Source organism: Hymenobacter caeli (genome assembly GCF_013294115.1).
GTDB lineage: Bacteria > Bacteroidota > Bacteroidia > Cytophagales > Hymenobacteraceae > Hymenobacter > Hymenobacter caeli.
The window spans coordinates 1-13223 of record NZ_JABSNP010000013.1 but is presented as its reverse complement, the minus strand read 5'-3'; the positions used below and the strand labels follow the sequence as shown (position 1 = coordinate 13223).

The following is a 13223-nucleotide window of genomic DNA, read 5'->3' as shown; positions in this document are numbered from 1 at the left end:
GCACCGGTGGCCGCTAGGCTATTGCACTGTTTGAATAATTAACTGGCACAAAATTACCCGCTGCCCCGGCCGGCCGGATGCGGGCGGGGCACCTTCTCGGCAAACCCCATCTCCCAGCAGTACGACTGGCCGGATTTTACCGACCGGTGGAATAGCGGTCCTCCGGTGGCCCGACCCAGTGGTTGCACGCTGTGCTGATGGAATAGAAGTTTTACCGGAACGCAGTGCTTAGAGGCCCTGCGCTGGGCCGCCGGGGCAGCGGCGGCAAACGGCCCCTATATTGCCTGCCCAACTTCTCCGCTGTTATGAACCGTCGCTTATTTCTTCGCACCGGGGCCCTGGCCAGCGCCGCCGTTTCCACCCTCACGCTGGCCGGCTGCTCCACCGCCCCGTCGTCGGTCCCCGCCCAAGCCGACCCCGCCGCGGGCCCCGGCGGCGCGCCCGAAGCCTTCGCCCTGCACGAGGCCACCGTGGCCGATTTGCAGCAGCACATGCAGGCGGGCAAGTACACCGCCCGGGCCCTGTGCGAGCTGTACCTGAAGCGCATCGCGGAAGTGAACACCCAGGGCCCCGCCCTGCGCGCCGTGCTCGAAACCAACCCCGACGCCCTGAAGCTTGCCGATGGCCTCGACGCCGAGCGCAAGGCCGGCAAAGTGCGCGGGCCCCTGCACGGCATCCCGGTGCTGCTGAAGGACAACATCGACACCGGCGACCAGCAGCAAACCACCGCCGGCGCGCTGGCCCTGGCCGGGCACAAGGCGGCGCAGGACGCCTTCATCGTCAAGCAGCTGCGGGCCGCGGGGGCCATCGTGCTGGGCAAAACCAACCTCAGCGAGTGGGCCAACTTCCGCTCGTCGCGCTCGACCAGCGGCTGGAGCAGCCGCGGCGGCCAAACCAAAAACCCCTACGTGCTCGACCGCACGCCCAGCGGCTCCAGCGCGGGCTCGGGGGCGGCGGCGGCGGCCAGCCTCTGCGCCGTGGCCGTGGGCACCGAAACCGACGGCTCGGTGGTGTCGCCCAGCTCGGTGAACGGCCTCGTGGGCCTCAAGCCCACGGTGGGCCTGCTCAGCCGCACGGGCATCATCCCCATCTCGGCCACCCAGGACACGGCCGGCCCCATGGCCCGCACCGTGCGCGACGCGGCCCTGCTGCTGGCCGCCCTCACCGGCGAAGACCCGGCCGACGCCGCCACCAAAGGCAGCGCCGCCCACGCCCAGGCCGACTACACCAAATTTCTGGACACCAACGCCTTGAAAGGCAAGCGTCTGGGCGTCGAAAAAAGCCACCTCACCGGCACCTCGCCCGCCATTGCGCTGATGCAGCAGGCCGTGGCGGCCCTGAAAGCCCAGGGCGCGACGGTGGTGGAAGTAGAAGTGGCCAAGCCCGTGGGGGCCCTCGGCGACGCCGAGTACCAGGTGCTGCTCTACGAGTTCAAAGACGGGCTGAATAAGTACCTGGCCGGGGCCAACGCCGGGATAAAAACCCTGGCCGACGTCATCGCCTTCAACACGCAGCACGCGGCGCAGGCCATGCCGTTTTTCCAGCAGGAAACCCTGGAGGCGGCCCAGAAAACCGACGGCCTGGCCAGCGCCAAGTACCGCGCCGCCCTGGCCCGCTCGCAGGGCGGGGCCCGCAAAATTGTAGACAACCTTTTGCAAGCCAATAAGCTCGACGCCATCATCGGCATCACCACCGGCCCGGCCGGCTGCATCGATTTGGTGAACGGCGACTACTCGTCGGGCCTCGATTTCTCGTCGCCCGCCGCCATGGCCGGCTACCCGCACCTCACCGTGCCCATGGGCCAGGCGCACGGCCTGCCGGTGGGCCTCTCCTTCGTGGGCCCCGCCTGGGCCGAGGGGCCCCTGCTGGGCCTGGGCTACGCCTACGAGCAGGCCACCAAGCTGCGGAAGGCGCCCGAGCTGCGGGGGCCCCTGGCGGGGTAGCCGGGTACCGCGGCCCTACAGCCGGGCCCGCACCTGGCGCAGCACCCGCTCCATCTCGTTGCGCACGTCGCCGCTGTCGGCCACGTGGTTATTGTTCAGAAAGGTGAAGGCCAGCAGGCGGCCGCTCTTGGTGCGCAGGTAGCCGCTCAGGTTGGTGTTGTTGGTGAGCGAGCCGGTTTTGCCCCACACCCAGGGGCCCGCGGCGTCGTGGTAGCGCCGGCGCAGGGTGCCCTGGTGCCCGCCGGCGGCCAGCAGGCTCAGCAGGCGGCGCTCGGGCACTTCCTGGTGCAGGCGCACGAGCAGCGCCACCAGGGTGCGGGGCGTGACGAGGTTCTGGCGCGAGAGGCCCGAGCCGTCGGCCCAGGCCACGGGGTCGGGCAGGGTGCCGAAGTACTTTTTGCGCACGAACCGAATCACGCGCTGGGTGCTGAGCGAATCGTGCAGGCCCACGGTGGTGCTGGCCATCAGCAGCAGCTGCTCGGCCAGGAAGTTGTCGCTCACGCGCAGCATGCGGCGGTAGAGGCTGTCCACGGGCAGGCCGCGCAGGGTGCGCACCGCGTCGGTGGGGCGCGGGCGCCAGGGGGCCCCCACCAGCGGCCGCCGCAGCGTGTCGCCGAGCAAGCGCAGCGTAAAGGCCCGGCTGGTACGGAACGGCACCTCATCGATCCACTTTTTATTGAACGGCGCCACCACGTAAAACCGGTTCTCATCCAGGGCCCGGATGACGTGGGTGTCCGCGTCGATATTGGGCGTGCGCAGCGCGGCCGGCACGGGCCCGGTGAGGGGCGCGAAGTGCCGGGGCAGCACGCGCAGCCGGCTGGGCACCTTGCCCACCGGCGGCTGGGCGTAGAAGCGCACCGTGTGCCCATAGATGGGAAACGCCCCGCGCTCGGGCTGGAAGTAGTAGCCGAAATCGTCCCAGGGCCAGCCGGGGCCGTAGGGCGGCGAGCAGGCAATGTCGCAGCTGGCGAGCAGGCCCGGGGCCTTTTGCAAAAAGTCAAACGCGCGGCGGCTGGGCACGTCGCCGTGCAGAAAGGTGGGGTCGCCGGTGCCCTGGAAAAACAGCGTGTCGCCGCGGCTGAAGTAGCGCAGGCTGGGCAGCGAGTCGGGCAGCAGCTTCAGGCCGGCGTAGAGGGTAAACAGCTTCATGTTGCTGGCCGGCGCGAAGTACTTGGCGTCGTTTTGAGCGAACAAGACCTGCCCGGAGTCCGCGTCGGCCAGCACCAGGCCCACCAGATGGGGCCGCAGCACGGCCGAGCTGTCGAGCAGGTGGCGCAGCCAGGGCAGTTGTGCGGCAGCGGGGGCCCCGGCGGCCGCGGTGGGCACTTTGTCGGGCACCTGGGCGCAGGCGGTGAGCTGGGTGGCCCCCAGCGTCAGCAGCAGCAGGAAGTAGAGCGGGCGTAGCAACACGGGCCCCAACTTACGCAATAGTTACGGGCGGGGCGGCACCAGGCCCCCAAACTGGCCGGTAGCACGACCAGGGGGCCCCGGCAGCGCGACACAGCCAGGGCACTTATGAAACCCTATCTCCGTAGCTTCGCGCTATGCTGAAACGCCTGCACCTCCACAATTTCACAGTTTTCGCCGATGCCGACTTTGAGTTTGGACCGGGCCTTAATGTAATAGTGGGTGCGAACGGAACTGGGAAGAGCCACGTGCTGAAAGCGGGGTATGCGTTGCAGTATTACTTATCCGAACAATTTAGGGAGCAGTATGACGTGATTAATGGGCATACTATGAGCAGTGGCAGGATTTATACCTTTTCGCTCGAAACCAAGCTAACCGCACTTTTTCAGCCTTATCCATATCAAGTCAACGAGTTAATCCGTCGTCCTCACCTAGTACCTACCGCTGCAGTGAAAGCGACTTTTTCATACACTGATGGTGAAGTCATTACTGATTTGATGATTATGCCAGAACCTGATGGTATGCTCTACTCATCAGACAAAGCACCATCAACATTCAACTTAAGTTTAAGAGTTATCCCACCCGTTTTCGTTCCTGCGAAGGAGGTTCTTACACTGGGTTGGTTAGCTCCCATGTATGCTCTTCGTACCGTCCCCATCGACCAAACTTATCCAGACCTGCTGCGGCTATTGGGCGCGCTGCCTTTGAATGCACCCGATCCGAAAATATTTGAAACATTGGACAGGCTACTACGCACTATCGGCGGCAAAGTAGAGGAGGAAGGCGGTCGTTTCTACCTATCCACACCCGACCAGCCGCGGATGGAAATGAACATGGTAGCCGAGGGAATGCGCAAGTTTGCCACCCTCTACAAGCTACTTGCCAACGGTACCCTCACCCCTGAAACCACGCTTTTCTGGGACGAGCCCGAGGCGAATTTAAATCCTGCGTTGCTGAAAGAAATGGCCGCCATACTGGCCGAATTAGCACGAGCAGGCTTCCAAATTATTCTAGCCACGCATAGTTTGTTTCTGATGAAAGAGTTGCATATTCTTTCGCAAAAGCAACCGCTACCGATAAAATATTTTGGGCTTTACGCAGACGAAAAAGTTGGCACCCAGGTGGAAACTCAGGACGACTTTATGCAACTACAACACATAGCGGCTTTGGATGCAGAATTGGCGCAGACATTTGATTTTGAAGACGCTTTAGACCAGGATTATGCCGGTGATTCTTAAGGATAAGCTGGAGTTTCACTTTCCTGATAATAATTCTTGGTACGTATTCAAATATGACGAGCAAGACCAAAGCAAAGCCAGCTTTTACCGGGAACGCATCGAAAAAATAAATGGCATGAAAGGCGTGGATATTGTGGCTGGCATTGGCCCCGATTTTCCGGTTTTGACACTGATAGAAATCAAGGATTTTCGGGAAGACAGCAAGGCGTTGCGGAAGAAAATGCGAACAGGAGAAATCCCGCTAGAAATTTTACAAAAAGCGTTGAACACCTGTAGCGGCCTCTACTTAGGGGCCCGCAGCCAGGACCCCTTGCTTGCGGCGGACCTGCGAGCAGCAGTATTGCGTCCGTTCCAACGCATCGACCTGATTTTCTTTTTGGTAGAAGCCTCGTTACAGCCGTCGCCCCAAGAACGCGACACGCGTCAAAAAGAAAACAATCGACGCACCCAACGGCAAGACATGCTCAAAAAGATGCGGGAAAAACTAGACCCGCTAGGCATTCGATGTGCCTTGGCAGACCTGACCAAGTTGCCACGTAACTGCGGTTGGACAGTGACTTCGCAGCCTTGAAACCCGAAAAAATGTTGCGAAAGCATCAGTATCAGCCGTACCGCCGAGTCCCTCCCGATCCCGGCCGTTGGCGGCGCTGTAACTTTGTCCCCCGTCATGCCTGAACGCTCCAACCCCCCAACTCCAGCGTCGGCCGCGAAATTTATTTTCGTCACCGGCGGCGTCACCTCTTCACTCGGCAAAGGAATCATTTCCGCCTCGCTGGCCAAGCTCTTGCAGGCCAGAGGGTTCCGAGTCACCATCCAGAAGTTCGATCCGTACATCAACATCGACCCGGGCACGCTCAACCCCTACGAGCACGGCGAGTGCTACGTGACCGACGACGGCGCCGAAACCGACCTCGACCTGGGCCACTACGAGCGGTTCCTCAACACCCCCACCTCGCAGGCCAACAACGTCACCACGGGCCGCATCTACGACACCGTGATCCGGCGCGAGCGCGAAGGGGCCTTCCTCGGCAAAACCGTGCAGGTGGTGCCCCACATCACCGACGAGATTAAGCGGCGGATGCTGCTGCTGGGCGAAGGCGGCGAGTTCGACGTGGTAATCACCGAAATCGGCGGCTGCATCGGCGACATCGAGAGCCTGCCCTTCGTGGAGGCCGTGCGCCAGCTGCGCTGGGAGCTGCCGCCCAACGATTCGCTCGTGATTCACCTCACGCTGCTGCCGTATCTAGCCGCCGCGGGCGAGCTGAAAACCAAGCCCACGCAGCATAGCGTGCGCGACCTGCGCGAGGCCGGCTTGCAGCCCGACATCCTGGTCTGCCGCTCCGAGCACCCGATTCCGCCCGAGATGCGCCGCAAAATTGCGCTGTTTTGCAACGTTAAAATCAACTCCGTCATCGAGGCCCTGGATGCCGACACCATCTACTCGGTGCCGCTGCTCATGCTGAAGGAGCAGCTCGACGAGCGGGTCATCAAGCGCCTGAAGCTGACCGGCGGGGCCCCGCAGCCCGACCTGGAGGTGTGGAAGGACTTCCTGGGCCGCCTCAAAAACCCCACCGAGGAGGTCACCATCGCCCTGGTGGGCAAGTACGTGGAGCTGCCCGACGCCTACAAGTCCATCAGCGAGTCGTTCGTGCACGCGGGGGCCTTCAACGAGTGCCGGGTGAAGGTGCGCAGCATCCAGTCCGACCACCTCACGCCCGAGAACGTGGCCGAGAGCCTGCGCGGCGTGGACGCCGTGCTGGTGGCCCCGGGCTTCGGCGAGCGGGGCTTCGAGGGCAAGATTGCCGCCGTGCAGTACGTGCGGGAAAACGGGATTCCGTTCTTCGGCATCTGCCTGGGCATGCAGGTGGCCGTGGTGGAGTACGCCCGCCACGTGCTGGGCCTGCCCGACGCCAACTCGACCGAGATGGACGCCCTCACGCCCCACCCCGTCATCGCCATGATGGAGTCGCAGAAGGACATCACCCAGAAGGGCGGCACCATGCGCCTGGGGGCCTACGCCTGCGATTTGCGGCGCGGCTCGCGGGCAGCCAAGGCCTACGGCAAGTCGCACATCAGCGAGCGGCACCGCCACCGCTTCGAGTTCAACGGCGAGTATTTGGCCCAGTTCGAGGCCGCCGGCATGCTGGCCTCGGGCACCAACCCCGAAACCGGGCTGGTCGAAATCATCGAGCTGCCCCAAACGGTGCACCCGTGGTTCGTGGCCGGGCAGTTCCATCCCGAGCTGAAAAGCACCGTCGAGAACCCGCACCCGCTGTTCGTGCGCTTCGTGCGGGCTGCCATGCAGTACCGCAAGGGGTAAGCCGTAGCTGTTTAGGAAAGCTGAAAATTCAACATGGCGCGTCATGTCGAGCGCAGCCGAGACATCTCGCGTGCTGAGTAATCCAATCGATGGTTTGCTGCCGCACGCGAGATGTCTCGGCTGCGCTCGACATAACGGCCTATTTTGATTTATAAACGGACGGCCTGTCTGTAAACCCTCACCGGGGCCCCGCGCCATCGGCGGGGGCCGCCGTACCTTTGCGCATCGTTTCACAGTTACGTTAATGGACAAAAATTCTGCCACCGGCCTATTCCTTATATCGGCCCTGATTCTGGTGTACCTGTTTTTCTTCAGCCCCAAACAGGCGGACGTGGAGAAGGCCAAAAAACAGGAAGCCGCCACCGCCGCCGCCAAAACCGCGACCCAGCCCGCGGCCGCCGCCTCGCCGGCCGCCGCGGCCGTGGCCGCCGGCTTTGCCCCCGCCGCCCCCCTCGACGCGGCCGCCGGCCCGGTGCAGGACGTGACGCTAAAAAACGACCTCCTCACCGTCACGCTCTCCAGCCGCGGCGGGGCCGTGACGGCCGTGCGCCTGACCAAGTACAAGACCTTCTTCGGCAAGCCCCTCGACCTGATTGACGCCCAAAGCGCCCGCCTCGACACGCGCTTCCGCACGGTGGACGGCAAAACGATTCGCTTTTCGGACCTCAACTTCCAGCCTTCGGGCGTGGGCACCCAGCGCATCACCTTCACGGCGGCGGTGGCCGGCGGCACCATCGTGCAGACCTACAGCCTGGCCCCCGGCAGCTACGAGGTGGGCTACGACCTGCGCCTGAACGGCCTGGAGCGCACCGTGGCCCAGGAGCCGCTCACCTTCACGTTCCTCGACCGGGTGCGCCAGACCGAGCAGGACCTCAAGCAGAACCGCAACCACTCCACCATCAACCACTACTCGGCCGCCGGCAGCCACACCGCCCTGGCCGAGACCAGCGAGAAGCCCGAGGAAAGCAAATCGGAGGGCCCCGTGAAGTGGGCCGCCCACAAGCACGACTTCTTCGTGGCCGGCCTCATCGCCGACGGTCAGCCGTTTAGCGGCGGTACCTTCAACACGGCGGTGCCCGATGCCAACGACTCGACGTTCATCAAAACCATGAGCACCACGCTCACCCTGCCGGTGGCCGAGGTGGAGCAGGGACGCGGCCAGTTTCGCTACTTCTTCGGGCCCAACTCGTTTAACCTGCTCAAGGCCGTGGCCCCGGGCTTCGACCGCAACGTGTACCTGGGCTGGGGCCTGTTCCGGTGGGTGAACCAGTTCATCATCCTGCCGGTGTTCCACTTCCTGGCCCAGTACATCAGCAACTACGGCATCATCATCGCGCTGCTGGTGCTGCTCATCAAGCTGGTGACCTGGCCCCTCACGTACAAAACCTACGAGAGCCAGGCCCGCATGAAGGTGCTGAAGCCGGAGATTGACGCCATCAAAGAGAAAATCGGCGACGACCCCACCAAGGTGCAGCAGGAGACGATGAAGCTCTACTCGGCCTTCGGGGTAAGCCCGCTCAGCGGCTGCGTGCCCACGCTGCTCACGCTGCCGATTCTGTTCGCCATGTTCCAGTTCTTCCCCAACGCCATCGAGCTGCGGCAGGAGCATTTCCTCTGGGCCAAGGACCTGAGCAGCTACGACGTGTTTGCCAAGCTGCCCTTCTTCGTGAAGTGGTACGGCGACCACGTGTCCATGTTCACGCTGCTGATGACGGCCTCCACCCTGCTCATGACCTGGCAGAGCAACCAGGTGAACACCGCCATGCAGGGCCCCATGAAGTTCTACAGCTACCTGATGCCCATCATCTTCCTGTTCGTGCTGAACAGCTTCGCGGCGGGCCTCACCTGGTACTACTTCGTGTCGAACATCATCACTTTCGCCCAGCAGGCCATCACCAAGTCGTTCGTGGACGACACCAAAATCCGCGCCCAGCTCGAAGCCAACAAGGTGAAAAACAAGGACAAGAAGCCCACCGGCTTCCAGGCCCGCATCGCCGAAGCCATGAAAGCCTCGCAGGAGCGCGAGGCCCAGGCCAAGCGGCCCGGCAAAGCGTAACCAGCCGCTTCGCTGCTTGTAGAAAAGGCCCGCTTCGGCGGGCCTTTTTTTGTTTTTTAGTGTCCGTCCGGGGCCCTGATGTATTTATCTCAGGCCGTCATGCTGAACGCAGTGAAGCATCTCTACCGCGGCAGTAAACCAATCGATTCAACGAAGCAGTAGAGATGCTTCGCTACGTTCAGCATGACGGCCTAGGATACTTATCCACCCGCCCAGGATTCACCCGCCGCCCGCCGCCCGCCGCCCTATTTTTTCCACACGCTTTCCAGCAGCAGCTGGTTCATGGGGTTGGCTTTGAGGCCGCGCACGTTGTTCTGGCTCAAGCGAATCAGCTCGTCGTAGTAGAGGGGGATGACGGGGGCCTCGGCCACCACGAGGCGGTCCATTTGCTGGTAGAGGGCCGTGCGCCGGGCCGCGTCCTGGGTGCGGATGGCCTGGTCGTAGAGGCGGTCGTAGGCGGGGCTTTGGAAGTGGGTTTTGTCGGGGCCCGCGGGGCTGAAGTTGGGGCTGTAGAACAGGGCCAGGTAGTTTTCCGCGTCGGGGTAGTCGCCGAGCCAGCTCTTGGCGAAGAAGGCGGCCCGGCCGTTGTCCACCAGCTCCTGCTGGGCCGCCGACTGGTTGATGTCGACCTGCACCTGGACGCCCACGTTGGCCCACTGTTTTTGCAGGTACTCGCCGATTTCCTTGCGTTCGGCCACCGTGCTCAGGCGCAGGCGTAGCGGGTGCCGGGGGCCCCAGCCGGCGGCCCGGAGCAGCGCCCGCGCCTTGGCCGGCTGGTACGTATAGCCCGGCACCAGCGCCTGCGAGAACGAGGGCAGCGCCGCCGGCACGAAGCCCGACGTACCGGGCTGGCCCACGTGGTTCAGCATATAGGCCGTCAGCTCCGGCTTGTTCAGGGCCCAGGCCAGGGCCTGGCGCACGCGCACGTCGCGCAGGGCGCGCCCCTGCACGGCCTGCTCGCCGGTGAGGTGGGTGCTGTCGAGCTGGATGCCCAGGTATTCGGTGTTTAGGTATGGCACCTTCTGCACCGCGAACTGGCCCCGGAAATCGGCCCGCACGGTGCCATCGCGGTTCATCACCAGGTCGCGCGAGCCCTCGCGGATGCCCGACAGGAAATCGAGCTTGCCCTGCATGAAGGTGAGGAACTCCGTCTTGCGGTCGGCAATGAAGCTGATGGCTACGGCATCCAAATACGGCAGTTGGCGGCCCCGGGCGTCGGAGCGCCAATAGTGCGGGTTCCGCTTGTAGAGCAGCACGTTGCCCTCGTCCCAGAGCCGGAACTGGAAGGGGCCCGTGCCCACCGGGTGCTCGCGAAAATCCTTACCGTATTTCGCCACGGCCTCGTGGGGCACCACGTAGGCGTAGGGCATGGTGAGGATGCCCAGGAACGGAATGAACGGTGCTTTAAGGTGGATACGCAGCGTCGAATCGTTCACGGCCACGAAACAGGTGTCGCTGGGGGCCCCGTCGGCCTTTTCCAGCACCTTACCCCGGAAAATCCAGCCGCCCGGCGAAGCAGTCTTGGCATCTAACAGCCGCTGGAAGCTGTACACGAAATCGGCCGCAGTAACCGGACGGGTAGCTGACGCATATACCCCCTGGCTCTGTATAATCCACCACTTTCGCGCTGCCTCGGCACCTTGTTCCCGCGTTATTCTAGCGGCAGTAATATCGAGCCCAGCATTGGCTGTCACATCCTCTTTTGACAGAAAGAGTTGCTCGTCCTCATGAAACATAACAAACGGCCGCAACACGAAGGTGTACGTGAGGCCGTCGGCCGACACCGCGTAGTGGCGGGCCAGCGCCGGCACCGGCGTCAGCGTCGAGTCCAGCTCCATCAGCCCGTTGTAGAGCTGCGCCACCGCCCAGGAATTGGCCTGGTTGCGGGCAAAGGCGGGGTCGAGCGAGGTGAGGGCCTCGGGCTGGTTGTAGCGGAACACCCGGCGCTCGTCGGCCGCCGACGCGCCGCCGCTCCGGCAGCCCGCCAGGGCCCCCGCGCCCACCCAAAACACGGCCCAAAGGCCCCAGAAACGCCGCATACGAACAGAAGTGAGCCAGGCTTGTTCGGGCAAAGGTAACGGGGGCCCGGCCGGGCTCCCCGCACTGCTCATCCCCTTCCCACATTTCCCCCTAGTAAACCAATGCAGCTTACCTATCTCGGCCACTCGGCCTTCCTGGCCACCATCGGCACTACCAAAGTGCTGTTCGACCCGTTCATCCGCCCCAACCCGCTGGCCAAGGATATCGACGTGGACGCCATCGAGGCCGACTACATCCTGCTCTCGCACGCCCACGGCGACCACATCGCCGACGCCGAGGAAATCGCCAAGCGCACCGGCGCCACCATCCTGGCCATTGCCGAGGTGGCCGGCTACTTCGGCGCCAAGGGCATCGAGGTCATCGGCACCAACCTCGGCGGCAAGGTGGCGCTGCCCTTCGGCACGGTGCACTGCGTGGCCGCCGCCCACTCCAGCTCGTTTCCCGACGGCTCCTACGGCGGCGTGCCCATGGGCTTCGTCGTCAAAACCACCGAGGGCCCGACGTTCTACTTCGCCGGCGACACGGCCCTGACCTACGACCTCAAGCTCATCGGCGAGCGGCACCAGGTTGATTTCGCCCTGCTGCCCATCGGCGACCACTACACCATGGGCCTCACCGACGCGCTGGTGGCGGCCGATTGGGTGGGCACCCAAAAAATCATCGGCATGCACTACGACACGTTCCCGCCGCTGGTCATCGACCACGCCGCTTCCGTGGCCGAGGCCCAGGCCGCGGGCAAAGCGCTGCACCTGCTGAAAATCGGCGAAACGGTGACGCTGTAGCCGCCCGGGCCCGCTTGCCCGTATAAAGTGCTTCGGATTCGCCGGGCCCGCCCGGGCTTGGCGAATCCGTTTTTTTTGGCCTTATTTTGTGGAAGGGGAAGCTGGGCCGGCCGGGCCGGCGTTGCCCCCGCTACCCGCTTATCCTCCCCAACTCCAGCCCCGGCCGCTTCCGTATTCCGTTACTTCTCATGGGAAAAATTATCGCGGTAGCCAACCAGAAAGGCGGCGTGGGCAAAACCACCTCGGCCATCAACCTCGCGGCCTCGCTGGCCGCCCTGGACTACCGAACCCTGCTCGTGGACGCCGACCCGCAGGCCAACGCCACCTCGGGCGTGGGCTACGACCCCAAGGACATCCAGCACAGCATCTACGAGTGCATGGTGGACGGCATCAACGCCCGCGACATCATCCTCACCACCAACATCCTGCCCCAGCTCGACCTCATGCCCTCCCACATCGACCTGGTGGGGGCCGAGGTGGAAATGATTAGCCTGCCCAACCGCGAGGCCAAGATGAAGGAGGCCCTGCGCCCCCTGGCCGACGAGTACGACTTCATCATCATCGACTGCTCGCCCTCGCTGGGCCTCATCACCGTGAACGCCCTCACGGCGGCGCACTCGGTCATCATCCCGGTGCAGTGCGAGTATTTTGCCTTGGAAGGGTTAGGCAAGCTGCTCAACACCATCAAAATCATCCAGAGCCGCCTGAACACCGACCTGGAAATCGAAGGCATCCTGCTCACGATGTACGACGTGCGCCTGCGCCTGAGCAACCAGGTGGTGGAGGAAGTGCGGATGCACTTCCAGCAGCTCACCTTCGACACCATCATCCCGCGCAACGTGAAGCTGAGCGAGGCCCCCAGCTTCGGCATCCCCGCCATCATGCACGACGCCGAAAGCAAAGGCTCCATCAGCTACCTCAACCTGGCCCGCGAAATTGTGGAAAAAAACAGCGTGGAAGCCAAGCCGGAAGCCGAGGCAGCCGACGAAGCGGCGTAGAGGAATAACGTAAGCAGGCGGCTATGCTTACCTGACGTTCGCGTAGCGAAGTATTTTTCTGCTGGATAATGTCAGATTAAGGCGCGAAAATATTATGGCATCCTATACCGAAAAAGGATGGATACCAGACTTTAGGGTAAGCTACAGCCTTTTCAACGTTGAAGAAGGCGGACGAAAAACGCCCCATTATCAGCACATTCGCTGGGACTTCTCTTACGAAAACGAGGAGATAGCAACTCGCAATTCGCTTTTCATGATTTGGCCAGAGTTTGTTACGCCTTCTGGCCAAATGCTACCCGAAGGATTACCAATGCCTAGACACGGGTTAGCCGATATGTTTATCACTACTCTACCCTACTATTTTTACAGACCTTTGACAGACCACTAGTTGTCGGAGCAGCCATTCTAATAGAGCTACGACCAGTCGGACCATTTTGTG

At 62.9% G+C, this 13223-nt stretch carries 9 protein-coding genes; 7 read left to right on the top strand and 2 right to left on the bottom strand.

What is annotated here, in order from left to right:
• The first annotated feature begins 305 nt into the window (after nt 1–305).
• The gene (locus HNP98_RS13870; RefSeq protein ID WP_173810681.1) at nt 306–1943 is read left to right on the top strand and encodes an amidase; all 1638 of its coding nucleotides are present in this window, start codon (nt 306–308) and stop codon (nt 1941–1943) included.
• 15 nt (nt 1944–1958) lie between these two features.
• On the opposite strand, the gene dacB is transcribed toward HNP98_RS13870, so the two are convergent.
• A complete protein-coding gene (gene dacB / locus HNP98_RS13865; protein ID WP_173810680.1) occupies nt 1959–3353 on the bottom strand; it encodes a D-alanyl-D-alanine carboxypeptidase/D-alanyl-D-alanine endopeptidase in 1395 nt (464 codons plus the stop codon).
• Between the two features lie 134 nt (nt 3354–3487).
• Between dacB and HNP98_RS13860 the strand changes: the two genes are divergently transcribed.
• The 4 genes from HNP98_RS13860 to yidC all read left to right on the top strand — a co-directional run bounded on the left by HNP98_RS13860 (nt 3488) and on the right by yidC (nt 8964).
• Nucleotides 3488–4588: an AAA family ATPase gene (locus HNP98_RS13860; RefSeq protein ID WP_173810679.1), complete on the top strand. Its 1101-nt coding sequence runs from the start codon at nt 3488–3490 to the stop codon at nt 4586–4588.
• Nucleotides 4572–5159 carry a hypothetical protein gene (locus HNP98_RS13855; RefSeq protein ID WP_173810678.1) on the top strand — a complete coding sequence of 196 codons (588 nt, stop codon included), beginning with the start codon at nt 4572–4574 and terminating at the stop codon, nt 5157–5159. The genes HNP98_RS13860 and HNP98_RS13855 overlap by 17 nt, the downstream gene beginning before the upstream one ends.
• Before the next feature lie 96 nt (nt 5160–5255).
• On the top strand, nt 5256–6908 hold the full coding sequence (locus tag HNP98_RS13850) for a CTP synthase (protein ID WP_173810677.1): 1653 nt from the start codon (nt 5256–5258) through the stop codon (nt 6906–6908).
• A gap of 244 nt (nt 6909–7152) precedes the next feature.
• Nucleotides 7153–8964 (top strand): membrane protein insertase YidC, encoded by a 1812-nt coding sequence (gene yidC, locus HNP98_RS13845; RefSeq protein ID WP_173810676.1) that lies wholly within the window; start codon nt 7153–7155, stop codon nt 8962–8964.
• A 245-nt stretch (nt 8965–9209) separates the two neighbouring features.
• Here the strand turns inward: yidC and HNP98_RS13840 are convergent, their stop codons facing one another.
• Nucleotides 9210–11003: an ABC transporter substrate-binding protein gene (locus HNP98_RS13840; protein ID WP_246275141.1), complete on the bottom strand. Its 1794-nt coding sequence runs from the start codon at nt 11001–11003 to the stop codon at nt 9210–9212.
• Nucleotides 11004–11105: 102 nt separating this feature from the next.
• On the opposite strand from HNP98_RS13840, the gene HNP98_RS13835 reads away from it, so the two are divergent.
• On the top strand, nt 11106–11786 hold the full coding sequence (locus tag HNP98_RS13835; RefSeq protein WP_173810675.1) for a metal-dependent hydrolase: 681 nt from the start codon (nt 11106–11108) through the stop codon (nt 11784–11786).
• Nucleotides 11787–11974: 188 nt separating this feature from the next.
• Complete coding sequence (locus HNP98_RS13830) at nt 11975–12784, top strand: ParA family protein (protein WP_173810674.1); 810 nt, start codon at nt 11975–11977, stop codon at nt 12782–12784.
• The last annotated feature ends 439 nt before the right edge of the window (nt 12785–13223 follow it).

Excerpts from the sequence above, each read along its gene's own strand:
- HNP98_RS13830 (WP_173810674.1), top strand. The coding sequence starts at position 11,975 with ATGGGAAAAATTATCGCGGTAGCCAACCAGAAAGGCGGCGTGGGCAAA.
- HNP98_RS13860 (WP_173810679.1), top strand. The coding sequence starts at position 3,488 with ATGCTGAAACGCCTGCACCTCCACAATTTCACAGTTTTCGCCGATGCC.
- HNP98_RS13840 (WP_246275141.1), bottom strand. The coding sequence starts at position 11,003 with ATGCGGCGTTTCTGGGGCCTTTGGGCCGTGTTTTGGGTGGGCGCGGGG.
- HNP98_RS13855 (WP_173810678.1), top strand. The coding sequence starts at position 4,572 with ATGCCGGTGATTCTTAAGGATAAGCTGGAGTTTCACTTTCCTGATAAT.
- yidC (WP_173810676.1), top strand. The coding sequence starts at position 7,153 with ATGGACAAAAATTCTGCCACCGGCCTATTCCTTATATCGGCCCTGATT.
- HNP98_RS13850 (WP_173810677.1), top strand. The coding sequence starts at position 5,256 with ATGCCTGAACGCTCCAACCCCCCAACTCCAGCGTCGGCCGCGAAATTT.
- HNP98_RS13835 (WP_173810675.1), top strand. The coding sequence starts at position 11,106 with ATGCAGCTTACCTATCTCGGCCACTCGGCCTTCCTGGCCACCATCGGC.
- HNP98_RS13870 (WP_173810681.1), top strand. The coding sequence starts at position 306 with ATGAACCGTCGCTTATTTCTTCGCACCGGGGCCCTGGCCAGCGCCGCC.